Genomic DNA, 24,413 nt, shown 5'->3' on the forward strand with positions numbered 1-24,413 from the left:
AGTTCCCCCCCTGTCATCGCGTCAGGCAATCGCCCGCACCACGCCGCCGTCCACCCGCAGCGCTGCCCCCGTGGTAGCGCTGGCCTGGCGCGAAGCCAGGTAGACCACCATGTTGGCCACCTCTTCGACCGTCGCCAGGCGACGGATGATCGAGGTGGGCCGGTTTTCGGTGATGAAGTCACGCTCCAGCGCTTCGCTGCCCACGCCTTTTTCCTCCGCCATCTGCTGGAAGAAACTGCCGACGCCTTCGGAACGCGTGGGCCCTGGCAGCACGGCGTTGACCGTCACGCCGGTCCCGGCCAGGGTTTCGGCCAGCCCGCGGGACACCGCCAGCAAGGCAGTCTTGGTGGTACCGTAATGGACCATTTCGGTGGGAATCTGCAAGGCCGACTCACTGGACAGGAACATCACCCGGCCCCATTGCGCCGTGACCATCTGCGGCGCGTAATGGCGCGACAAGCGCACCGCACTCATCACGTTGACATCGAAGAAGTGCTGCCACTCCTCATCACTGATATCGAAAAAGGCTTTGGGGGCGAAGATGCCCAGGTTGTTGACTAGGATATCGGCCCTGGTCACCCGCGCAAACAGCCGGCTGGCGCCGTCAAGGGTGCTCAGATCCGCAGCCACGCCAATCAGCTTGGCGCCCGGCAGCTTGCTCTGGATGTGCTTGATGGCCTGCAGGACCCGCCCTTCGGTACGGCCGTTGATCACCACCTCGGCGCCGGCCTCGGCCAGCCCGGCGGCAATGGCAAGGCCGATGCCGGCGGTGGAGCCACTGACGATCGCACGCTTGCCGTGGAGAGAAATATTCATGGTTACCTCGCTGGGGTGGGAAATCGCTGGAAAGGGCCCGCGGCACGCACGTCAACGCACGTAGCAGCGGACCTGGCCGGGTCACAAAGACCGCGCCGCGCCCGGCCCACCGCATGCGCCGCCGACGCGGCCATGGCCGCTACAAGGGCTTGGACGCCTGGCCGTTGGTGGCCACCGGCAGCATCGATTGCCAACCGCCGCCCAATGCCTTGTAAAGGTTCACCCGTGCCAGGGAGACGCTGGCCGAGCTGTCGACCAGTTGCTCCTGGTTGCTCAGCAATGTCGCCTGCACGGTCAGCACGTTGAGGAAATCCACCGCCCCGGAAACGTATTGGTGCTGCACGGTATCCAGGGCAACCTGGCTCTGGCTGACCGCCTCCGCCAGACGGTCACGGCGCAGTTGCTCGGCGTTATAGGCGACCATCACGTCATCGATGTCATGCCAGGCCTTGAGCACCGTCTGCTGGTACTCGATCGCCGCTTGCTGTTGCTGTGCTTCACGCAGCTTCAACATGCCACGCAGCCGCCCACCCTCGAAAATCGGCAAGGTGAACTGCGGGCCGAACGCAAAGGCATGGGAACTCCAGGAGCCGAAGTTGGACAGTTGCAAGGCCTGGAAACCCACACTGCCGGAGAGGCTGATGCGCGGGTAGAAGTCGGCCTTGGCCACGCCAATCATGGCCGTGGCTTCATGCAGGGCGGCTTCGGCCTGGAGAATATCCGGGCGCCGCTGCGCCAATTCCGAAGGCAGGCCCATGCCCAGGCGCTCGGTACTCACCGGTACGGGCGCGGACTTTTCCAGCTGCGCCTGCAACGCCCGTGGCGCCTGGCCCAACAACAGGCTCAAGGCATTGATCAGGCGCGCCTGCTGTTCCTCCAGGGTCGGCAGGCGGGCTTCGATAGCGGCCACCTGCGCTGAAGCCTGGGCGATGTCCAGGTGGGTGGCGACGCCGTCGTCGAAGCGCATCTGCGACAGTTTCAGGCTGTGCTGCGACACGCCCAGGTTATCGCGTATCACGGCCAGGGTTGCCTGGGTGGCGCGCAACCGGATGTAGTCGGCAGCGGTCTCGCTCAACACACTGAGCAGCACCCCGCGCCGGGCATTTTCCGACACCTGCACGTTGGCGTTGGCTGCCTCGACTTCACGCCGGATACCGCCCCAGAAGTCCGGCTCCCAGGAGGTCTGCAGGTCGGTCTGCCACAGGTTGAAGGCTGAATGCCCCTCCTCGTAGGAAGGGTCGTTGAGGCCCACGGCGCTGTTGCGGGCGCGGCTGTATTGGCCGCTGAGGCCCACCGAAGGGTAGCGGTCGCCACTGACCACTTGCCGCGTGGCACGGCTTTGCAGCAAGCGGCTCGCGGCCACTTTCAGGTCCAGATTCTGCTCCACCGCCTGCTGGATCAGCGCACTGAGCTGGGGGTCGTTGAAGCTGTCCCACCAGCGTTCACCCAGGCTTGCATCCACCGCCTGGCTGGGCGCGCGCGGGCCTTCGACCGGCAGCCACTGCACTTCGCTGGTGGGCACCGGCCGCTTGAAATCGGGGCCAAGGGTGCAGGCACACAGGCTCGCCGCCGAGATCATCAGCACCATCGTTTTCAGACTCATCGTGCGGTGACCTCTTTGGCCCGGGCTTGATCGTCATGGGCGCTGATGCGAATCCGCGCTTCCACCGACATGCCCACCCGCAGCCGGCTGGACAGCGCCTGGTCGGCGTCCAGCACGATCTTCACCGGGATGCGCTGCACCACCTTGGTGAAGTTGCCGGTGGCGTTGTCCGGCTTGACCTGGGCAAAGGTCACGCCGGTGGCCGGTGCCAGGCTGTCCACGTGGCCTGTGAGGTGCTGGTCGCCAAAGGTGTCGACGCTGATATCGACCTGTTGCCCGGGCACCACGTGGGTCAGTTGGGTTTCCTGGAAATTGGCCACCACATAGGCCTGCTGCAACGGCACCACCGCCAGCATCCGCGCGCCGGGTTCGACGAACGCGCCGACACGCACGGCGCGCTGGCCAACGATGCCATCGATGGGCGCCACGACTCGCGTGTAGGACAGGTTCAGGCGCGCAATGTCCTCCGCGGCCTTGGCATGCTTGAGGCCGCCTTCGGCGCCGTCGACCTGGGCGGTGAGAATTTCCACCTGCTTGCGCGCGGCCGCCAGTGCCGCCGTGGAGTTGGCCAGGCGGGCCCGGCCCTGGTCGACCTGGCTGCGCGATTGCTGGGCGTTCTGCACGGTGCCGGCACCCTGCCCCGCCAGGTGGTTGTAGCGCACCCACTCATGCTCGGCGAAGGCCAGTGCCGCCTGGTCGGCCTGCACGCTGGCCTGGGCCTGGGCAATGATCGAGGCCTGGCGTTCCAGCGTCGCCTTGGCGTTCTGGAACTGAGCCTGGGAGATCAGGGTCTGGGCCTGGGCCGCCAGCAGCGCTGCCTGGTAGTCGCGGTCATCGATATGGGCCACTTCCTGCCCGGCCTTGACCCATTGGTTGTCTTCCACCAGCACTTGGGTAATGAACCCCGAGACCTTTGGGGCGACCACTGTGTAGTCGGCCAGCACGTAGGCGTCGTTGGTGCTCTGCGAGCCCGAGGCACCGAACACCGCGGGCCAGGCCAGGTAAAGAATCCCGGCCACCGCGGCCACGGCCACGGTGATCAGAATGACGGTTGGCTTCTTGGTCATCATCACGACTTCTCTCTTGAAGGTTGACTACGCCACCGCGCGCGGTGGGTAGATACGGGTAGGCACGAAAGGGATCAGCACAATCAGCACAGCCGCCACCATGCCCATGTACAGATACAGGTCGGCGCTGGTCAGCACCTGGGCCTGGGCATGCAGGCGCCCGGCCAGGGTAGGATCGTTGAGGTCGGCCAGGGGCGAGTTGCCCAGGCTGTCCACCAGCATCGTCGAGTGAAAGTGCTGGCGCGTGGTGGTCAGCCACTCGATCAAGCCGCTGGCCACCACCGAAGCCAGGCCTTTGACGGTGTTGAACCACGAGGACGCCAATGGCCCTTCAGGCGGGGTCATGCCATTGGTGGCCAGCATCAGCAGGGGAATCACCGCCATCGGCTGGCCGAAGATCTGCAGGCATTGCATCAGGTAGAAATTGTCGCGAATCCACTGCGAAGTCATCAGGCTGCCGACCATGCACGCCGCGCACAGCAGCGCCAGGCCGACGGCCAGTACCCAGCGGCAATCGACCCGGCGGATGTTGCACAGGGCCGCCACCAATGGCAGTGCCAGCAACTGCGGCAAGGCCACCACCAACAACACCGGCGCCGTCTGCGCCGGACGGTAGCCTTGGATGTGCGCCAGGAAGCTGTAGGGGATGATGATGACGCCGGAAAGCACTACCAGCACGCCGCCCAAGGTGATCAGCGAATGGGTGAGGTTGCGGTTGCTGAGCATCTGCAGCTTGAAGAACGGCAGCGGGTGGGACCATTCGTTGATCATGAACAGCACCATCAGCACCGCGCCGCCACCCAGCAACCAGCAAATGAGGGTGGACTCGAACCAGTCCATGCGGTCGCCCAGGGAAATGCCTATGACCAGGGAACAGATCGCCGGCAGGCCGAGCATCAGGCCGCGATAATCGAACTGCTTGAGCCGCTCCAGGCGCAAGGGATCCTGGGGCAAGCCGTAGGCCACGCAGGCCATGGCCACCAGCGCCGGTGGAATGATTTGCCAGAAGATGGCCTGCCAGGGTGCGTATTCGGTCCACAACCCGGCCAGTGGCAAGCCGATGCTGGGGCCGAAGGTGGCCGTCAACGCGTACCCCGCCAGCCCATAGAGCTTGATGTTGGGGGGCAGGAAACGCAGCGCCACGCTCATGAGCATCGGCGGCAAGGCACCGCTGGCCGCCCCTTGCAGGGTGCGCAACACCATCAGGCATGCCAGGTTGGGCGCCAGCGGGCACAGCACGCCCAATACCGCGAAGGCGCCGATGGCGCACAGGGTGAAGCGGCGCAGGGTGAAGGTGACCGCGCACCAGGGCGCGAACGCCATGGCCGAGACCGAGGTGGCTGAATACAAGGCGACCAGCCACGTGCCTTCATCCGACCCGATGTGCATGGCGCCCCGAATGTCGGCCATGGCCAGCTTGGTGACCATTTCGTTGACCCCGGCCAGCAGCACGGCCAGCAACACCCCCACCAGCCCGATGACGATACGCAGGCCGAATGGCTGGGCCACCGGCGGTGCAGCCGGCTTGGGCGGCGCCACGGGTGCAGCGGCCGCAGGAATCTCAAGCGCCTGGGCGCCGAGCGCAGTCATGGTCCCACCCGGGTCGGGCGGCGGCGAACAATGGCAAGGGGCATGGCTTCATGGCTCCGGAAAAAGGTTCCGGTGGATTCTATGAAGCGCCAATGCTGACGAAAACTGACATATCGGAAGGTTACTACTGCACCAGACGCACGTATGGCCAGGGTGCCTTAATGTGCGAGGCGGTTCGCGGGGCAGAACCACTGCCCCAGCGGCTCGCCCCCTCCGTCGCCCCCCGCCCCAGGGGCTCAGTCAGGCTGATGCCCGGGCAATTGCAGCTCACACGCCTGCTTGAGGGTGCGGCGCAGCCAGCGGTGCGCGGGGTCATTGTCGAACCGGGGGTGCCAGGCCTGAATGATGACCACGCTGGCCAGCGACATGGGCAGGTGGAACGAGCGCAAGGGCAGCCCAAGCCGGGCGACGCTCCATTGCACATGCTCGGGCAGCGGCAAGATCAGGTCGGAGCCCGGCAGCGAGAACATCGCCGAGTGGAAGCTGGGCGTGATCAGCGTCACCCGCCGCTCCAGGCCCATGGCGGCCAATGCCGTGTCGATCGGGCCGGTGGCGCGGCCACGCCGCGACACGCTGACCTGGTCATAGGCGGCGAAGCGCTCGGGGGTGATTTCGTCGTCGAACAGGGGATGGTCCACCCGCGCCAGGCCCACGAACGAGGTGGTGAACAGGTTCTGTACCTTGATCTCCGGGCCAAAGGGCCGCATGGCGCTGATGTACAGGTCGATGCGCCCCTCGCGCAGCGCGTCGTCTTCGCCCTCGCCTTCCGGCACGAAGCGCAGCACCGTATTGGGGGCGTGCTCGCGCATGATTTCCATCAGCTGGCCACCGAAGGCGGCGATGAACACATCGTTGGCGCGCAGGTTGAAACAGCGCCGCAAGGTGGACAGGTCGACCTCTTCGCGTGAACTGAACACCACCGCAGCCTGCTCCACCAGGCTGCGCACCCGCCCGCGCAGGGCCAAGGCCCGCGGGGTGGGGACCAGGCCGCGGCCGGCACGCACCAGGATGGGGTCGTCCACGGCCTGGCGTATGCGCGTCAGCGTGCGGCTCATGGCCGCCGGGCTCAGGTTCATGCGCCGCGCCGCGCCCACCACGCTGCCCTCATCCAGCAAGGCGTCCAGCGCGATCAACAAGTTCATGTCCGGCAGTTGCATGGCCCATATCCTCCAGGCGTTGCTTCAATAGTGGCATTGCGCTCCTCGCGTGGCGGGACCTTACACTTTTTGCAACGGATTGCAAAACACGCAACTAGTCATTGTTCAGCACGCCATTTACCAGCCGGGTTTTTTCTCTGAACAATGCGCCCATCGCTGACAGCCCGGACACACCATGACCACGAATGTATTGATCGCCATCGATGGCAGCGACCAGCGCCACGCCGTGATTGACCTGGCGGGCCGGTACCTCTCGCCCTCGCGGCATGCCCTGAAGGTGTTGCTGGCGGTGGACCCGTCCTTCTCGCTGACAAGCGAAAACGACCACATTGCCCGCGCCGATGAAGTGGAATACCCGGCGGCCAGTGAACAGCAGCATGCCGCCAACCGCTTGATCCAATCCGCGTGCGACGCCTTCCAAGCCGCAGGTTTCCAGGTGCAGGGCGCGTTGGTCCAGGGCGAGCCAGCCGACGTCATCGTCAACCGCGCACACGCCCTGGCCTGCGACCTGATCGTCATGGGCCACCGCCACCTGAGCTGGTTCGGCAAGGTCGTCGACCCATCCGTCAGCGCCCGGGTCCTGGATGCCGCGCGCTGCCCGGTACTGATTCAAACACGCTCCACAGCCGACGCCACAGCGGAGAAATGATCATGCCCCTGCACTACCTCGAACTGGAAACCCACGAAGCCGTCGCCCTGATTCGCTTCAACCGGCCCCAGGTGCTCAACGCGCTGTGCGCCGCGATGATGGCCGAGTTGGCGGGTGTACTCGACCAGCTGGAGCAGGACCACGCCATTCGTGCCGTGGTGCTGACCGGCACCGCCGAAGCATTTGCCGCCGGTGCCGACATCAAGGAGATGCGCGACCTGACGTACATGGATGTATACCGCGCCGACTTCGTCACCGTGGACTGGGAACGCATCGCCAGCTTCCGAAAACCCATCATCGCCGCCGTCGCCGGCTTCGCGCTGGGTGGCGGGTGTGAAATGGCGTTGATGTGCGACTTCATCCTGGCGGCCGACAATGCCCGCTTCGGCCAACCGGAAATCAAGTTGGGCACCATCCCCGGCGCCGGTGGCAGCCAGCGCCTGGCACGCTTCGTGGGCAAGTCCAAAGCCATGGACATGGTGCTGACGGGCCGCACCCTGGACGCCCAGGAGGCCGAGCGCTGTGGCCTGGTCAGCCGTGTGGTCAAGGCCGATGAGCTGGTGGATGAAGCGCTGCTGACCGCTTCACGCATCGCCAGTTATTCGGGCCCGGTCTGCATGCTGGCCAAGGAAGCGGTGAACGCAGCGTTCGAGACGACGCTGGCCGAAGGGGTTCGCCAGGAGCGCCGCCTGTTCCACTCCACCTTCGCCATCGACGACCAGAAAGAAGGCATGGCCGCCTTCAGCGAAAAACGCCGGGCGCAATTCAGTCATCGCTGATCGGTAGCAGGCGGCGGGCACTTCAGGTCCAGCGCGTGCGCCCACGGCGCGGCCATGGCCGCTGCGAGAGCAACGGTGGGACGCCTGTTACCACTGGTATCGGTACCCGGCGTTCAGTGCCCACGGGCGCTTGAGGGCCGGGCTATCGCTGGTTTCGATGTCGGCGTACACCTGATGGCCGGCCCCCAGGGACCCGGTCAGCCCGGCACCGGCGTACCAGCCCCCACCATTGCCATCAGGGTGGCTGGCGACCGTGTTGGTCCTGATGCGGTTGCGTGCCGTGAGGTCCTGGGTCCAGCCAAATGCAAGGTAGGGTTGCCATGCGGCATCACCCCGCAGCTGGCGCCCGATGCGTGTGCCAGCGCGCAACTGGGTGGCGACTCCCGAACTGGCGTCAACGTGCAGGCCATTGCTCAAGGCGTAACGATCGCCACTGGCATACAGCGCGGAAAACTGCACCTGCGGTTCGATGAACCAGTCGTGGGCGAGCGCCCACCGCTTGCCTGTTTCCAGCGAAACCCCGGCACCGTGGCTGCGCGAGTGGCCGGTGACCCTGGCGCCGTCACTGGCGCGCACGTCGAGACGCGTGGACCAGCGGTTGAGGGTCACCAGGCTATCGGTGTACCAGCCCGAGTCGTCCAGGTAGGTGGCATAGGTACCCACGTAGGCACTGTCCAGCTTGCCGCTGCCTTCGCCGCTGAAACGGCGATCGGCCTGGCTATGGCCGAGCAGCGCCCCCAGTACCCAGGTGCCACTGGCCGTGCTCAGCCGGGCGTCGGCGCCCAGCTGAACGCCGTTGATGTGCTGGGAAAAGTCACGGCCCACGCCATTGTCCAAACGCTGATGCTGGCCGTAGCTGCGCAGCCACAGGCCCTGCCCCGCGCCGCCGTTGCGTAGGTCACCCACGCGCTGAATCAGGCTACCGCGTTCCGCGTCCCAGGTGTCGCGCAATGTAGCCAGGGCACTGCTGTTGATGGCCGCGCTGGCCGCCGTGGACAGGTTAACCGGTGTCGGCGGTGTCGGCGTGGGCGGCGTGGGCGGTGTCGGCGTGGTCGGTGTCGGCGTGGGCGTCGGCGTCGGCGTCGGCGTCGGTGGCACAGGGGGCAACAGAGCTTCAGGGGGCTCGACAGGCACGGTCGGTTCAGGCGGTACGGGCACGCCCGGGTCAGTCGGTTCACCTGGCTCAGGCGTCGGTAAGAGCTGCCCAACGTTGACCAGGTTCCAGTTCACCCCGGCTATGCCCTCCTCCTTGCGCAAGGCATAGCGATACGTGCCGGCGTCCACCAGCGCGCCGCGGTTGGCCAGGGTAAAACGCCCGGGACCGCCCTGACTTTGCACCAGGGTCAATCGCTGGCCACCGGCGGTGGGCTCGGCGCCGCTGTTGCGCACCAGCAACTGATTGCTGCCCATGATCTGGCCGCCTACCTCCACGCGGTCGCCACGCTGTTCGCCCAGGTCGGTGTTCATGGCGTAATAGCCATCGCCCGTCAGGTTACCGGCCACACGCAGGTTCATGAAACCCCCGCTCGGGGCCGCGGCGAATGCCACCACGCCATCGTTGTTCAGGGCGGCCAGGGCGGAGTCGCCGCGCAGCCGCCAGGCACTGGTGGCATCGATGTCCACGCCGCTGGCCTGTGGACTGTCGCGCACCGCGCCGTCCAGTGTCGACGCGTCACGCAGGTTCATTTCCAGGGCGCCGGCGTCCACTTGCACGTCGCCCTGCAGCCACGACGCGCTGCTGTCGAGGGTGACCTTGCCAGCGGCGACCCCGTTCGCGGCGTCGGTGAGCCACAACACGCTGCCCCCATCGCCCGCGCTGCGCCCTGTGAGCTGGCTGTTGGTGAGGCTGGCCACCAGGCTGCCGCCGGACACCCGCACGGCGCTGGCGTCTTGCGTGCCCACCACGCTATCGGTGAGGGCCAGGTGGTTGGTCACCCCTGCCTCGGTGGCTTGGCTGACAATGCCATAGGCTTTCGCGCCCTGGGTGCGAAGCGACGAGGCCTGCAGGCTCATGCTGGCGTCATTGCTGATCGCCAGGCCATAGGCAGATGCCCCTTGAGTGACTACCTCGGTGCGCGTCGCCTGCAGCGTTGCTTCGCGACCCGCGGCGAACAGGCCATGGGCCAGATCGCCGTGGGTCAGTACCTGGCTGTCCTCCAGGCTGATATGCGCCCCCGGCAAACGCGCCACCGCCCCCATGGCACCCTTGCCGTACGTTTCCACGGCCACATCGCGTACATCGAAGGTGGCGCGGGGATCGGTGCCGGGGTCCTGGTTACCCACCATATCGGTCGAGGCGTACAGGGCATAGGCCGAGTCCCCGTGGGTGGTGAGGCTGCCGCCGTTCATGGTGAACGCCCCGGCGCGGTTATCGACGCCGGTCGCCAGGCGCCCCCAGGTTTCCAGATCGCTGCCTTGCACATCGGCCCGACTGCCGCTGCCCGGCATCCAGATCGCGGAGCCGGAGTCACCCCGGGTGGTGACCTGGGCGTCGGTCATGTGCAGCACCGATTCCCTGGCGTTGAGGTTCACGCCGTTGCCCGTCTGCGAGGCAATGCGCGAATGGCTGACCGTCGCTTGGCCGCCGGGCTTGAGGCCCACGGGCCGGATCAGGATGCCATCGCCCATGGCCTTGAGGCTGCCATTGCTGAAGGTGAACACGCCCTCCTGCATGTCCACACCTTGGGCCTTGTGGGACTCGGCGGTAACGCCGTCGGCCCGGATCACGGTACCGGCGTCGGTCATGCCAAACACCGGCGCATACTGGCCATAGGTGATCGCCGTGGTGTCGTGCAACTGCACCTGGGCGCCGTCCTGGGCGCGGATGGCATAGGCAACGTTGCCGGTACTGGACACGGTGGCGCCGTCGGCGCTGATCGTGGTGCCAGCGCCCATAACCGACACCCCATCCGCCATCATGCCGGTGGTACTGACGACGCCACCGGTGAGTTGCGCCGCGCCCCCGTTCGCCACCACCACGCCCCGGCCACGCGCACCGTTGGTGATGACGCTGGTGGCCTGCAACCGCAGCATGCTGCCGGCACCGCTGGCGCTGGCACCGTCGCCGAAGTAGCCATTGGCGATCAGGGTCGAGCGCTCCAGCGCCGCCTTGCCGCCGTTCAGGGCCTGCACGGCCACCACGGCGTCGTTGTTGGTGGCGGCTGTAGCCCTGACATCCAGGCCCAGGCCGAGAAAATCATTGGGCGCGCCGCTGACATTGATGGTTGGACCCGCGCCGCTGTGGGTAACGTGGTCGCCATCCAGGACCAGGGATTGCCCCGCGCTGGAAGAGAGATCTATCTGGTCATATTCGGCAGCCGATGCCGAGATCATCACGGCCAACATTGCGTGGCCGACTGCCACGCTGCTGAACCTGCGTTGGAACAGGGTCATTCATTGACTCCTCAAGACGGTACGTCTGCATTGACGACCAGCGTCGCCAGGTGAATCGAGCAGGACAATCTTGCGGACAGGGCCAATGAACGGTCTTTGATAAACGGCCGCGCTTGTTCAAAAGTGCGGCTGATGTTGCGCCAGGGAGCCTTGCGCCAAGCTGCTCATGGGCTGCTCATCGGCTACTCAAACCCGAGCCTGCGGCATGAATGCACGGCGCCTGGGCGCTCACCATGGGGTGACCTGCCCCGCGTTCGCCCAGGCGGTAGGCAATCTGGCAACTGGAGCCCCCCTGCAGGTTGACCGACAGGGTGCCGGCATCGGCGATACCTTGTACGAAGGCATTGTTGCCCTGGCCCACCACGCCTACCACATTGCCACCGGCATCACGTACGTCAGCCCCGAACGGCAAGGCAATATGCCCACCGTTGGTGATATGGATCACGGCCGATTGTCCGACGCGCGTCTTGAAGTCCAGCTTCACGATGGCGCCGGCGTAGGGGGCGACCTGCTGTGTGGTGTTTTGGAAAGTAACGTCCATGGAGCTGCCCTTGGGGTCCAGGTTGATGGTATTCATGCGGTACGGGGACAGGTAAGGCATTACCCCATAGCCACGCTTGTCCAGCTCCAGGCCGGACAGCCCGCCAATGGTCGCGCCCTCGCCGCCCGGCGCCGATACCACGGCAATGGTCTCGCCGGTGGTGGGCGACAGGGTCACCCCACCGCTATGCACCACCATGCTGCCATCGCTACCCAGGGAATATGCCTTGTAGTCGCTGCCTTGCTCGTAAGAGCCGCGCACCGTGCTGCGGCGGCCGCGGTACTGGGCATTCACACTGCCAGAGCTGGAGGTGTTGCTATCGCTGGCCTGGGCCACGCCATAGCTCAGGCGCCCCGCCTCATCGGCCGTGCCGCTGAGGTAGTTGCGCAACGTGCTGCCCTGCCCCGGCGCTGTGGTGTACTGGGTGCTCAAGCTCGGCGACCGGGTGCTGCTGCCCAGTGGCAAGGTCAGGCTGAGAAAATACTGGGTTTGCGCGCCGGCGAATTGATCATCGTCTCGGCTGGCCGACAGGCTGTAGCTGACATCGCCCAGGTGCCCGTTGAAACCCACCTGGAATTGCCGGCTGGATGTGTCCATGCCGCTCCAGCGTTTGCTGCTGGAGCCGGTCAGGAACACCGAACCATAGCTGCCCACGGGCTGGTCGATGCTGATGTCGAAGCGATCGCGTTCGTTGCCGTTCCACAACCAGTCCTGCCGAAAAGCCGGGTCTTTGACCTGCGCGCGGGCATCGACCGCCTGCGACAGGGTCATGTACCTGGATGAGGAGTAGCGGTACGCGGCCAGGGTGACATTGGTCTTGGTATCGGTGAGCATCTTGCTGTAGGCCAGCTTCACGCTGCGCCCGGACGCCGAGCCCTGGCCATTGCCCAGGTCGGTGTGTTCCTGCGTCAGGTCCAGGGAGAATGCCCCCATCGGCGTGTTCAGGCCAGCGCCGAGCAGCCCGGCGTGAAAGCCCTCACTGGCCTGGAGACCGCCGTAACCGGTCAGGTAGTTATTGAAGCCGTAGTGCACCGTGCCCTGTAGCAGGTGGGCGTCGGAAGACAGGGCCTGGTTATACAGTTTACCGGCCACCAGTTCATATTGGCTGCGCCCCGGACGCAGCAGGTTGGTCACCGACGAATACGGCACGGCGAACCGCCGCTCGCCGCCGTCCGCCTCGGTGACCACCACATTGAGGTCACCGCCATAGCCAGTGGGGTACAGGTCGTCGATCACGAAGTTACCCGGGGTCACGGTGGTCTGGTAGATCTTGATATCGTTCTGCCAAACCTCGACCCGCGCGTTGGTGCGGGCAAAGCTGCGAATGGTGGGCGCGAAGCCGATCTGCGAGTCCGGGAACATGCGCTCGTCCGATGCCAGGCTGGCACCGCGCACGGCCACGCTGTCAAAGCCCACGCCCTTGGTATTGATCTCGCCCAGGGTGACCAGGCTTTTAAGCCCCGCCACCGGGCGCTGCACGTAGGTCGACAACCGGTTCCACTGTGCCTTGGTGCCATTGGTCCAGGTGACATTGGCATTGTGCCTGAACTGCCACAGGCCCAGGTTGAACCCGCCGCGCAACCCCAGGTAGGCAGAATCGGTGCTGCCGAAGTCATCATTCTGGGTGCCGAAGTAGTTCAGGTTGTAGTCCAGCTTCGCCGCAGTCACGCCCGGGTCCCAGTATTGCGCCTCCACGTACCCACGGGGCACGCGGCGCAAGCTTGCCTGGGGAACCTGCAGGTAGAGTTTCTGCTCCGACAGGTCGGCGTAGGCGATGGCGTTGGGGATGGCCGCGGCCACGGTGCGGCACCCCTGGCCCTCGGCCTGGGGTGGAGTGTCGATGCCGATGCGGCGCATTTCGGCCATGGTGAAGCAGGCTTCGGCAATGTTGCCGTGGCCCACATCGACGAATTCGATGCGTGCCCGGGAGGCCTGCTTGCCGTTCAAGTAGATGTCCAGGTCATAGTGCCCTGGCAACACGGGATTACCTTGCTGGTAGCGCGACATGTCCAGGTGCTTGGCATTGCCCACCAGGAATGAGCTGTCGAATTGCGCGTCCGGATGGACCGTCTGCGCGGCTGCCGGTGGCAGTGCCGATTGCGCCGCCCAAGCGGGCTTGGCTGGCCAGTGGAACACGAGACACAGCACGGCCCAGAATCGCAGGGTCGAACCGGAAGTCGAGGCGCGCGGAAACCTTCCGCCCACGCCAGGAGAGCGAGCTAAACAGTTCATATTCATCACAACAACGTGGCGGGGGTTTGCAAGCATTTGACGGCGTTGTTACCGACGCGTATGACTCGACCGTTTCGTGTGGGGTCAAGCAGCCAGCCATTGAGGAAAGCGAGGCGCACTGCCGGGATACCCCTGCATGGAGCGCACGCAGGGGTATTGGCTCAGTTGTAGCTCAGTTGATATTTAACCTGGCTCTTGACCAGGCCCGCCGTCGATGCACCGGTGGCGTAGTACTGCACGCCGTAGGTCATTTCCGCGGCTTTGTTGATCAGCGCAAAGCTCTTCGCCGCGCCGGCATCACCGGGTTTGATCACGCTGTTATCATCGATGTTGAACAATTGCAGGCCCACTTGCGTGGCAGCGGTGGCACCGCTCAGCTGGTTCTTCAACAGGCCGGTGCTCAAGTCCACCAGGCTGGCGTCGTAGAGGAACTGCGCGCGTACGTTCTGTACCGACGCCGAGCAATTATTCACGGCGATGCGAAAGTTCAACGGCACAGCGGTATCACCGGCCTGCGCCAGATCAGCCACTTTAGCGGTGGCCAGGTCTACCGTGAAGTCACCGTTGGAGCCGGTGGTGACTTCACAGGTTTCGTCGGTCACCTTGCCATTGAAGGTAATGGTTCCCGCATCTGCCGCAACAGCGGCTTGCGACATCAGGCCAAGCCCGACCAGGCTCAATACCGCGCTGCCCAAAGACACTTTAAACTGCTTCTTCATCACGTCTATATCCATCCAGAAAGTTTCAGACAAACGCCATCCGCGTTCCGCGTGAAGTGCACCCCTTATTGCCATCGGCCTCAGGCTGCATTCATGACGGCACGACAATTATCGGTACTGGGTCTTTATCGGTCTTTTAGAAAATGCCGCACTTTGTAGAAACAGCGCTTTATTTTTTCAATCGGTACAACACTGTATTTCAAGTTGCACAACAAGCCCGTTCAACGGCGCTCGTCCCGATAACTTGACGGGGTTATTCCCATCAGGCTCTTGAAACTTGCGCACATATGCGCGTGGTCCGAGAAGCCGCACTCGTGGGCGATATCGCTGAGGGTCGACGCCTGGCTTCTGAGTAACTCGCAAGCCTTGGTCACCCGCTCCAGCATCACGTATTGATGAGGCGTCTGGCCCAGGGTGGCCCTGAACTGGCGGATGAACGCCGAACGGCCGAGGCCGGCGATGGCAGCCAGTTCCTCCACCCGCAGCGGCGCACTCAGGTTGGCGCGCAAATGCGCGATGACAGGGTCGAATGCCTGCATCCGCCGGGCGCTGCCCACCTGGCCGCGCCAGGCATCGCGCAACTCCAGTGTATGAAAAGCAATGGCCCGTGCCAGGTGCTCGGTCTTCATGGCCGCCACACTGCCGGAGTGGTCCATGGCCCGCTTGATGCTGCGCAGCATCAGGCTCAGGCCGCGGTCCTGCAGGCCGAACATGGAGATCAACGGCAGGCGCAACCGCTCACCGGGATAAACCGGACTGCTGGCCACTTCTTCGAAGACTTCGGCGCGGATGAACACATGCAGCACGCGGGTGGCATTGGCCAGCTCCACCTGCAGGATTTCCTTGGGCCCGGTGACCACGATGCTGTCGGGGCGCAGCAATCCGTGCTGGCGTCGAAAGTTGTTGTGCAGGGTGATCTTCAAGGGCCGCAATGGCACCACGAACCACAGGTCGCGGGTTCTTTTGTAGGTGGCCTGGTGGGGCATTTCATCCGTGACTTCGGCATAGACCGTCTTCCACCCCAAGCCTGCGCTGGACTTGAGCAAGGACATGCCAGGGTGAAGCGCGAGGGGCGTATCGCTGCGGCGGTACTCATGTTGAAGGGGGTATTGGGGCATGGCAGGGGTCCTGAGTAAGCGGGTGCCATCCCACCGGTCCAGACTCGTTGCATTCGCAATGGCAACCGCGCGAACGGGTTCTGCGTCGTGGCGCCGATGACGCTGGCGGCGTTATCCGGTCAATTCTGCGGTTCAGGGTGAAGGGCGTCTTTAAGATAAATCTGAAAGTGCCCGTCAAGGGGCCGGGCCTGGGGCTGACACCTGCCGAAGGACAGCGAGCGCCGGGTGATGCAGCCCGCCAGAGCCGTCAAGGGAACAGGCTGGCATTGGCGCAGAACGTCAGCAGCGCCTGGTCATTGTCCACCGCCAGCTTGCGCATGGCCGAGATCTTCTGGGCGCTGACGGTCTTGGTACTGCGGTTGAGCAACAAGGCAATCTCCCGGCCACTCATGCCGGACACGAAGTGGCGCAGTACTTCATACTCCTTCACCGATAACCGCGCGACCCGCGCCTGCACGTCAGCGGTATCCGACCCCGCCGGCGAGGTACCTGGTCCGCGGTACACACGCCCGCGCGACAAGGCGCGCAGGGCCACCATGATTTCGTTGAGGTCGCCACTTTTCGAGATCACCCCGGACACCCCCAGGTCATAGAGGCTGGACAGTATCAGCGGGTTGGATTGCATGGTCAGGATGAGGATGCGCGTGTCCGGAAACTGGCGGCGCAGGTAGTCGATGAGCTTCAGGCCGTCGCCGTAGGTGTCGTCACCCGGCATGGTGTAATCGGTGATGACCACCTGGGGCGCATGCGCCTGGTAGAGCCTGACCAACTCGCTGGGCCCATGGGCAGTGCCCACGACCTTGAAGCGGCCGTCCCGCTCGATGATTTCCTGCACCCCCATGACCACGATCGGGTGGTCATCGGCTATCACGACACTCATTCTATTCATGACTTTCAAATCCATTACCAGTGATCGAAGGCGTGGGCTCACCGTTTGCCCCAGGCGTGCCATCGCCCGGCGCTTTGACCAGCAGCCGTTCAATACGCTCCACCAGCACGGCGAAAGCGGGCGGCAAGGGCTGCTGTTCAGGCCATTGGGCCAGTTGCCTTTCAAGCGCTTCGCAGGCTTGGCTCAGGGCATGCGCCTTGACCACGGCCAAAGCACCGCACAGGCGGTGCAACTGTTGCCCCAGCGCAACCCGGTCGAGGCGCAGCGCGGCATCACGCAGCACCTGGATATCGGCGCGCAGGGTGTGGTCGAACAGGGCGCGCAGGGCTGGGGACAACTCGACGCGGTCCACAGGTGGGGCAGACGGGACCGGGGCTGGCATTGAACCATCGCCTGGGGGACACAGCCGCAGCAGTAGCTGATGCAGGTCACCCAGGCTCACCGGCTTGACCAACCAGGCGTCCATGCCGGCTGCGGCGACCAGCGCGGTCCCTTCATGCCCGGTACCGGCCGTGAGGCCCACCATGGGCAGCGCGGCGCCTTGGCGGCGCAGTTCATTGGCCAACTGGTAGCCCGTCATCAGCGGCATGTTGACGTCGGTCAACAGCACGTCGAACGCCCCTGGCGCCCACTGCGCCAACGCCACGCGGCCGTTCTCGGCCAGGGTCACCCGACAGCCCAGCGTCTGTAATTGCTCCTGAAGCAGTGCCCGATTCAGCGGGTTGTCCTCGGCGACCAGCACCCGCAACCCAAGCGGGGTGAATGTGTCGCCCTCCGAGGCTCCGGGTGCGGCCAATGGGCGTTGCCGGTTCAGCACGGCCTGGGTGACGCTGAAGGTGAAGGTACTGCCCACGCCTGGCTGACTGGCAACCTGCAGACGCCCGCCCATCAAGCTGGCCAGGCTCGCGCAAATGGACAACCCCAGCCCCGTGCCGCTGATGGTGTGTTCGGGAGCATGGGCCTGGTAGAACGGTTCGAACAGCCGGCGCTGTTGCTCGGGGGCGATGCCCACGCCGGTGTCGGTGACCTGCCAGTGCAGGACCGCGCTGTCAGCCACCACGTCCGCCTTCACCTGCAAGGCCACGCTACCGGCCTCGGTGAATTTCAGACCGTTACTGATCAGGTTGTTGAGGACCTGTCGGGTACGCAGCACATCGCCCTGCACCAGGCCAGGCACATTGTCGTCGACACGCAGCTGCAGGTGCACGCCCCTGCCCTTGGCCATGCCCGCGTAGCCGGCCACTACTTCTTCGGCCAGTGCATGGGGGTCGAACGCCGCATACGCCAGGGTCATCTCGCCGGCCTCGATCTTGGACACGTCCAGCGCATCGCTGACCAGGTGAAGCAATGTGGTGCAGGATTGCTCGACGACCTTGAGATGGTGGTGTTGGCGAGGGTTCAGTGCGCTTCGCCCCAGCAGCTCCAGGGTACCCAAGGCGCCATAGAGCGGCGTGCGGATTTCATGGCTCATGGTCGCCAGAAACCGGGACTTGGCGGCGCTGGCGGCATCGGCGCTGCGCTTCGCTTCGGCGACCATCTGGTTGGCCTGGCGCGCAGGCCAGACGACCTTGCGCGAGTACCAGCGCGTGGCCGCCCAACTGCCGAAAAGGCTCATCAGCAGCAATAGCGCACCGCCCAGCAACTGCCATTTGGCATAGCCGAAGAAATGCTGGTAACCCAGCTGGTACAGCGCTACCCAGCCGCCAGCCGCCGCGCCGCCGACCTTGAACACAATGCCCTGCGCAGCGAAGTTCAAGCCCTGCGCATAGTCATCCGCCCGCCCCACCGCGTCCATCAGCGAATTACCCCGGGGGGATTGCAGCTGCAATTGGTCGTACAGCGGGCGCTCCCACACCTGCTCGGGGTTGTTCAGGCGTTCCAGGTCCAGCAGGGTCACGGCCACCACGCGGCGCTTGAGGTCCGGCGCCCACCACAGGGCGTCAGGCAGCTTGAACGCAATGTAACCCAGCAGCTCGCCAGGCGTGTGCGAGCGCCCCCAGCTTACCCCTTGGTTCACCGCCGAAGGCGCCTGGGTCTGAAGCCCGGCGTGGATCTGCGCCACGGTCGGCAGGTAGCTGCCCAGGGTCAAGGGCGGGCGACCGGCGAAATGCCCCAGTGCCGGCACCGCCAGGCTGGTGTTGCCCTGCGCGCCCATGACGAGCAGCTGCGGCGCCGGATACGCCGAGGTGCTCCAAAAACTGCTGTAGAAGGTGGCCAGCAGCATCCCCAACGTGAAGTTGCCCGGGTTCGGTTCATTGCGGGCATGCTGCTGGGCCAGGGTGAAGGGCATGGAAAAGGTGAACTGCCGCCCTTCGTAGACACGCGCGTCGCTGGTTTCGGCCACCAGGGCGTGCTGGGTTTGCAGCCCCTGGGCGGGCTGGCGGCTTGGCGCGTGGTCGCCGTGCTGCGCGATCTGGGTCAGGAAGTCTTCGTGCTGGCGGATGTCGCCCATCAACCGGTTGAAATGCAGCGATACCTTGTTGCGTTCCTCGGACACCACCCGGCTCAGGGCCCAGGTGCAGGCTGCCAGCATCAACAGGTTCAGGAACACCGCGCAGAGCAGCACGGTGTTGAGGCGCAGCGAGGTGGTGGCCAGCTTGCGAATCAAGCGGTAATTGTATTCCGGCATGGGGTTACATCCGTTCAGAGGGAAGGGGCTGCCGACCCTGTACGGATTTTCAAGCGCGGGGGCGGTTGGACGGTCTGACTGGGCACGTGGGGAGGGCCAGCCCGCCGTCAACGAATGGCCATTGGAGTTTATGCGGCTTTTGCGACCGGCGCCTGCTTCCCGGGTGAGGCGATTTTCAGGTGCGATTATATCGCGGGTTGCGCCGCAGGCATCCAAACACCGCAAACCGCTGTCTTACCACACCCACCTGCGGCTAGAATGCGTCCCCCGATGACGGACGCCCGCATGCTCTCACGTCGACACCTCAGCCACTGGCTGGCCTGCATGGCCGTGCTGGTCAACCTGCTGGCCATGCCCCTGCATGCCCGGCAGATGCAGCTGATGGAGGGGATGCCCACGGCAATGATGGGCGATAACTGTGCCATGCACGGCATGCCCGCGATGCACGATGAGGGTCGCCGGCTCATCGATGTGCTGGACCCGCACCCGCACAAGATGCAACACGGCGACTGCTGTTGCTGCGGTGCCTCGGGCATGGCCGGGCCGCCGCCCAGCCACTGGCGCGCGCCACCGCCCCATTACCTGGCCCAAGCCCCCCTCACCCACCCCACGGTGCCCGCGCTGGCGCCGCGTTTTCGCTGGACCAGCCTCAACCCCCGCGCTTCCCCGCTGTCCTGAGCGGTACCGACCTTCATTCAGCCATGTGACGCCAGCCCGGTGCGGGCCTGCGCGCACGTGTGCGACTCATCAATTGGCTCACCAGGAACTGTGAACCATGGCTTTACAGCGCAACCGTAAAAAAGCGCGGCGTTCGCCTGCCCGTCCGTTTCATGCGTCGATGCTGGCCTGCGGCGCCCTCGCCGCCCTGCCCGCTGCCCACGCCTTCGCCGGCACCGCCCAGGACTCGACGCTGACGCTGGGCACCGTTACCGTCAACAGCGCGCCGGGGGGCCCCCTGTCCACCACCAGCGTGCTCAGTTCAGTGGACATTCTGGGCGGCGACGTGGTCGAGAAAATGCCGGTCACCTATAGCTGGGAGCTCTTCAGCCGGCTACCCGGCGTGGAGCTCACCGAGTTCAACCAGGGCACCACCTCCGGCAAGCTTTCCTTTCGCGGTTTCAATGGCGAGGGTGAAGTGAATGCCGTGAAGCTGCTGATCGATGGTATCCCCAGCAACAGCAACGACGGCAACATGCCGTTCATGGACATGGTGTTCCCGCTGGACATCGACACCATCGAAGTGGTGCGCGGCACCAGCGACCCACGCTATGGGCTGAACAACATCGCCGGCAACGTCAACATCAACACCCGCATCGGTGGCGACTACACCAAGGCGCGGGTGCGCTACGGCAGCTACGGCACCCGCGAGACCCAGCTGGCCAAGGGCATCGAGAGCGCCAACTGGACCCAGAACTATTTCCTCGCCTACCAGAAGTCCGACGGCTACCGCGATCACGCTGATCAGGACCGCGTGTCAGTGGCCGGCAAGTGGTTCTACACCCCGGACGACCAGGCGTATCGCATCGGTCTGATCTTGCGACATTACGAAGGTCAGGCCGACGAGCCCGGCTACCTCACCGGCGCCAACGCCCATAGCCACCCAACCATGACCAACAGCTACAACGACACCGACCAGGGCACGCGACGCATGAACAGCGCCAGCGTGCACTTCGACACGGACCTTGCCGACGACCTGTCGCTAGCCGCCAAGACCTACCTCAACACCTTCGACGACCGCCGCTGGACCCGCTACTGGAGCGCCAGTACCCAACAGGAACGCGACGCCTATGAAACCCAGTACGGCGCCATGAGCACCCTGACCTGGCGCCCCCAGGTGGACTGGTTGCATGCGCTGGCACTGGAAGGTGGCCTGGACACCCAGCGCCAGCAGAACATCAGCGAGCGCTACAGCACCGTGGAGCGGGTGCGCACGGCCCAGACCCGTGACCAGCACTTCGACTTCAACACCGTGGGTGGCTATGTGCAGGCGGTGATCGAACCCACCGACACCCTCAAAGTCATTCCGGCGTATCGGGTGGACAAGCTCAGCGGTGACTTCACCAACCACATGACCGGGGTGCACTACGACATGAACGACTACGGGCTGATCAAACAGCCCAAGTTGAGCGTGGTCTACTCGCCCTGGTCGGTGGCCAGCCTGTACGCCAACTGGGGCCGTACCTTCCAGGTGGGCACGGGATCGTCCAGCTACAAGATCCCGCCGCAAACCGATGACCTGGCGCCGTCGATCAACGACGGCTGGGAAACCGGGGTCAAGTTCACTCCGGCCAGCTGGATCGACGGCCGCCTGGCCTACTGGCAACAGAAGGCCTCGGGTGAAGTCAGCCGCCGGCTCAACGACCCCACCGGCGCCTCCGACAACGTCGGCCAGACCCGGCGCTGGGGCTACGACCTGCAAGTCAACCTGCACGCCGGCGCGCGCACGGAGGCCTGGCTGGCCTACTCCTGGCAGTACTCGAAAATCCTCAAGGCCGGCGCCACCTACCCCGACAGCGAAGGCAACGAGATCGACCACATTCCCCACCACGTGTACAACGCCGGCGCCAGCTACCAGCTGACACCGACCGTGCAACTGACGGGGTGGATGAATGGGCAGAGCGACTATTACCTGGAGAAGAACAACGTGGAGGGCAAGTATGGCGCCTACGTGCTGTTCAACCTGGGCGCCACCTGGAAAGTCAGTGAGCACGTGAGCCTGGACCTGCAGCTCAAGAACCTCGCCAACCGTTACTACGAGTATGTGTGGTACGACGCGGACGGCGCCCTGGCACCGCTGCATTCGCCGGGCGATGGCCGGGCGCTGTACACCGGCATCAGCCTGGACTTCTAGCGGTCCGCTGCGGGGTCGGGCAGGTGCTACGCTGGTGCTGTGATTCATCGGAGCCCGGCCATGCACCCCACCGACCTCGCCAGCGCCTACCGGCACTACATCGCCTGCCTGAACCAGCAGGACTGGCCCCACCTGGGCCGCTTCGTGGCTCCGCAAGTCCGGCACAACGGCAAGCCTCTAGGCCTGGCGGGTTACCAGGCCATGCTGGAGGGCAATTACCGGGACATACCGGACCTGCGCTTCCACATCGAACAACTGGCCTGCGACCCGCCCTGGGTCGCCAGCCGCCTGATCTTTCGCTGCACCCCGGCAGGCTCGTTCCTGGGACTGCCGGTAAACGGCAAGCACGTCGTTTTCAGCGAAAATGTCTTCTACCGGTTTGATGACGGCCGGATCGTGGAGGTGTGGTCCGTGGTCGACCGCGCCGCCATCGAACAGCAGCTCTAGCCGCGCGCCGCTTCACCCACCGGGCTTTTTGAAGATTCTTAACGGAGTACCAGGGAAGTGGGGGGTGCCTACGAAGTTCTGTAGTGAACACACAAGGCGGAACAGGCGATTTCCCAGGCATAACTGGCCCGAAACAGATGTGGGACCGGGCTCCGCCCGGGAAGCGCCGCGCGGGCGGCGCTCGATTTCAAAGGCGCAGTAATAACCAGGACATGTGCCTGGTGGCCTTGGCGCGATTGCAAGACGAGCCGACAGAATGCTCATCAGCGTTCCTGCCTGGGGATTGCACCAGGGCTACCAGCCGCCCGGCGATGTTGTTGTGCCGCTCTCAAGATCGAGCGCCGCCTGCGCGGCGCTTTCCGGGCAAACACCGCCCCTTATCTGGAAACCGGCATGCTGAACTCGGCGCCCTTTTCGATGCTCTCCGACCAGCGCTGCATGATCGATTTCTGCTTGGTGTAAAAGCGCACGCCCTCGGTGCCGTAGGCATGCATGTCGCCGAACAGGCTTTTCTTCCAACCGCCGAAGCCATGCCAGGCCATGGGCACCGGAATCGGCACGTTGATGCCGACCATGCCCACCTCGATGCGCCGCGAGAACTCTCGGGCCACGTTGCCGTCGCGGGTAAAGCAACTGACGCCGTTGCCGAACTCATGCTCATTGACCAGCGTCAGCGCCTCGGTGAAGTCACTGACCCGCACGCACGCCAGCACCGGGCCGAAGATTTCCTCGCGGTAAATGCTCATGTCGGCGGTGACGTGGTCGAACAGCGTCGCCCCCAGCCAGAAGCCATCGCGCAGGTCGGCTTCGGCGGGCGTGTAGTCGCGGCCATCGAGCAGCAGTTGCGCCCCGGCCTCGACGCCTTGGGCGATGTAGCCATTGATGCGTTGCAATGCGGCGCGCGAGACGATAGGCCCCATTTCCGCTTTCAGGTCACGGCCATCGGTGATGCGCAGTTCGCTCGCGCGGCGCACCAGGGCGGGAACGATCTTGTCCGCCACATCGCCCACCAGCACCGCCACGGAGATGGCCATGCAACGCTCGCCTGCACTGCCGTAGGCCGCACCGATCAAGGCGTCGACGGTGCGCTCGATATCGGCATCGGGCATCACCACCATGTGGTTCTTCGCTCCGCCCAGGCCCTGCACGCGCTTGCCGTGGCGAGCGCCGGTCTCATAGATATGCTGGGCGATGGGGGTGGAGCCGACGAAGCTGATGGCCTTCACATCAGGGTGCTCCAGCAGCGCATCGACCGCTACCTTGTCGCCCTGCACCACGTTGAACACGCCCGCTGGCAAGCCGGCCTCGCGCAGCAGCTCTGCCATGAACAGCGAGGCGCTCGGGTCGGTAGGGCTGGGCTTGAGGATGAAGGTGTTGCCGGCGGCGATGGCCAGTGGGTACATCCACATCGGCACCATTACCGGGAAGTTGAACGGTGTGATGCCCGCCACCACGCCCAGGGGCTGGCGCAGGGTCCAGTTGTCCATGCCGCGGGAGACCTGGTCGGTGTGCTCGCCCTTGAGCAGGTGGGGAATGCCGCACGCGAATTCAAGAATATCGATGCCGCGGTCCACTTCGCCCTGGGCGTCGGTGAACACCTTGCCGTGCTCGGCGGTAATGATGCGCGCCAGTTCGTCCTTGCGTTCGCGCAGCAGGTGCAGGTACTCGAACAGCACCCGCGCGCGGCGAATGGGTGGGGTATCGCTCCAGCCGCTGAAGGCCACCTTGGCGGCAGCCACGGCTTCGGCCACGGTCTGCTGGCTGGCCAGGGCAACGCGCCCGGTCACTTGCCCGGTGGCCGGGTTGAACACGTCCTGGTAGCGGTCGTCGCGTGAAACGCGCTGGTCGTTGATGTAATGCTCGATGGTAGTGGTCATGGCGAATTCCCTGATGGCAATCGAATGGGGCGTGTGGGCACCACCTTAGGCTTTCG

17 protein-coding genes are annotated in these 24,413 nt (G+C 64.8%); 5 read left to right on the forward strand and 12 right to left on the reverse strand.

Annotated elements, in window-relative coordinates; genetic code table 11:
* Window positions 1-21 precede the first annotated feature (21 nt).
* The 5 genes from HWQ56_RS18735 to HWQ56_RS18755 form a co-directional block, all read right to left on the reverse strand.
* Window positions 22-816: an SDR family NAD(P)-dependent oxidoreductase gene (locus tag HWQ56_RS18735; RefSeq protein WP_158156515.1), complete on the reverse strand. Its 795-nt coding sequence runs from the start codon at window positions 814-816 to the stop codon at window positions 22-24.
* 139 nt (window positions 817-955) lie between these two features.
* Window positions 956-2,419 (reverse strand): efflux transporter outer membrane subunit, encoded by a 1,464-nt coding sequence (locus HWQ56_RS18740; RefSeq protein ID WP_158156517.1) that lies wholly within the window; start codon window positions 2,417-2,419, stop codon window positions 956-958.
* On the reverse strand, window positions 2,416-3,486 hold the full coding sequence (locus HWQ56_RS18745; protein ID WP_176572432.1) for an HlyD family secretion protein: 1,071 nt from the start codon (window positions 3,484-3,486) through the stop codon (window positions 2,416-2,418). The genes HWQ56_RS18740 and HWQ56_RS18745 overlap by 4 nt, the downstream gene beginning before the upstream one ends.
* 27 nt (window positions 3,487-3,513) lie before the next feature.
* A complete protein-coding gene (locus tag HWQ56_RS18750) occupies window positions 3,514-5,076 on the reverse strand; it encodes an MFS transporter (protein ID WP_158156519.1) in 1,563 nt (520 codons plus the stop codon).
* A gap of 236 nt (window positions 5,077-5,312) precedes the next feature.
* Complete coding sequence (locus HWQ56_RS18755) at window positions 5,313-6,233, reverse strand: LysR family transcriptional regulator (protein WP_158159183.1); 921 nt, start codon at window positions 6,231-6,233, stop codon at window positions 5,313-5,315.
* A gap of 175 nt (window positions 6,234-6,408) precedes the next feature.
* On the opposite strand from HWQ56_RS18755, the gene HWQ56_RS18760 reads away from it, so the two are divergent.
* Together HWQ56_RS18760 and HWQ56_RS18765 are read left to right on the forward strand one after the other, a co-directional pair.
* A complete protein-coding gene (locus HWQ56_RS18760) occupies window positions 6,409-6,882 on the forward strand; it encodes a universal stress protein (protein WP_158159184.1) in 474 nt (157 codons plus the stop codon).
* Between the two features lie 2 nt (window positions 6,883-6,884).
* Window positions 6,885-7,661: an enoyl-CoA hydratase gene (locus HWQ56_RS18765; protein ID WP_158159185.1), complete on the forward strand. Its 777-nt coding sequence runs from the start codon at window positions 6,885-6,887 to the stop codon at window positions 7,659-7,661.
* An 87-nt stretch (window positions 7,662-7,748) separates the two neighbouring features.
* On the opposite strand, the gene HWQ56_RS18770 is transcribed toward HWQ56_RS18765, so the two are convergent.
* From HWQ56_RS18770 to HWQ56_RS18795, 6 genes are all read right to left on the reverse strand, one after another.
* Window positions 7,749-11,054 (reverse strand): autotransporter outer membrane beta-barrel domain-containing protein, encoded by a 3,306-nt coding sequence (locus HWQ56_RS18770; protein ID WP_176571454.1) that lies wholly within the window; start codon window positions 11,052-11,054, stop codon window positions 7,749-7,751.
* A 175-nt stretch (window positions 11,055-11,229) separates the two neighbouring features.
* A complete protein-coding gene (locus tag HWQ56_RS18775) occupies window positions 11,230-13,743 on the reverse strand; it encodes a fimbria/pilus outer membrane usher protein (RefSeq protein ID WP_176571455.1) in 2,514 nt (837 codons plus the stop codon).
* A 245-nt stretch (window positions 13,744-13,988) separates the two neighbouring features.
* Window positions 13,989-14,546, reverse strand: a complete 558-nt coding sequence (locus HWQ56_RS18780; RefSeq protein ID WP_176571456.1) for a fimbrial protein — start codon at window positions 14,544-14,546, stop codon at window positions 13,989-13,991.
* 221 nt (window positions 14,547-14,767) lie between these two features.
* On the reverse strand, window positions 14,768-15,664 hold the full coding sequence (locus HWQ56_RS18785) for an AraC family transcriptional regulator (protein ID WP_176571457.1): 897 nt from the start codon (window positions 15,662-15,664) through the stop codon (window positions 14,768-14,770).
* 247 nt (window positions 15,665-15,911) lie between these two features.
* The gene (locus HWQ56_RS18790) at window positions 15,912-16,553 is read right to left on the reverse strand and encodes a response regulator (RefSeq protein ID WP_176571458.1); all 642 of its coding nucleotides are present in this window, start codon (window positions 16,551-16,553) and stop codon (window positions 15,912-15,914) included.
* The gene (locus HWQ56_RS18795) at window positions 16,546-19,182 is read right to left on the reverse strand and encodes an ATP-binding protein (RefSeq protein WP_176571459.1); all 2,637 of its coding nucleotides are present in this window, start codon (window positions 19,180-19,182) and stop codon (window positions 16,546-16,548) included. Before HWQ56_RS18795 ends, HWQ56_RS18790 begins: the two co-directional genes overlap by 8 nt.
* 285 nt (window positions 19,183-19,467) lie before the next feature.
* On the opposite strand from HWQ56_RS18795, the gene HWQ56_RS18800 reads away from it, so the two are divergent.
* The 3 genes from HWQ56_RS18800 (at window position 19,468) to HWQ56_RS18810 (ending at window position 22,480) form a co-directional block, all read left to right on the forward strand.
* A complete protein-coding gene (locus tag HWQ56_RS18800; protein WP_176571460.1) occupies window positions 19,468-19,860 on the forward strand; it encodes a DUF2946 domain-containing protein in 393 nt (130 codons plus the stop codon).
* Between the two features lie 97 nt (window positions 19,861-19,957).
* On the forward strand, window positions 19,958-22,033 hold the full coding sequence (locus tag HWQ56_RS18805; RefSeq protein WP_176571461.1) for a TonB-dependent receptor: 2,076 nt from the start codon (window positions 19,958-19,960) through the stop codon (window positions 22,031-22,033).
* A 60-nt stretch (window positions 22,034-22,093) separates the two neighbouring features.
* Window positions 22,094-22,480 carry an ester cyclase gene (locus HWQ56_RS18810; RefSeq protein WP_176571462.1) on the forward strand — a complete coding sequence of 129 codons (387 nt, stop codon included), beginning with the start codon at window positions 22,094-22,096 and terminating at the stop codon, window positions 22,478-22,480.
* 377 nt (window positions 22,481-22,857) lie between these two features.
* Here the strand turns inward: HWQ56_RS18810 and HWQ56_RS18815 are convergent, their stop codons facing one another.
* Complete coding sequence (locus HWQ56_RS18815) at window positions 22,858-24,357, reverse strand: CoA-acylating methylmalonate-semialdehyde dehydrogenase (RefSeq protein WP_158154312.1); 1,500 nt, start codon at window positions 24,355-24,357, stop codon at window positions 22,858-22,860.
* Window positions 24,358-24,413: the final 56 nt, after the last annotated feature.

It is taken from the genome of Pseudomonas eucalypticola, assembly GCF_013374995.1.
GTDB lineage: Bacteria > Pseudomonadota > Gammaproteobacteria > Pseudomonadales > Pseudomonadaceae > Aquipseudomonas > Aquipseudomonas eucalypticola.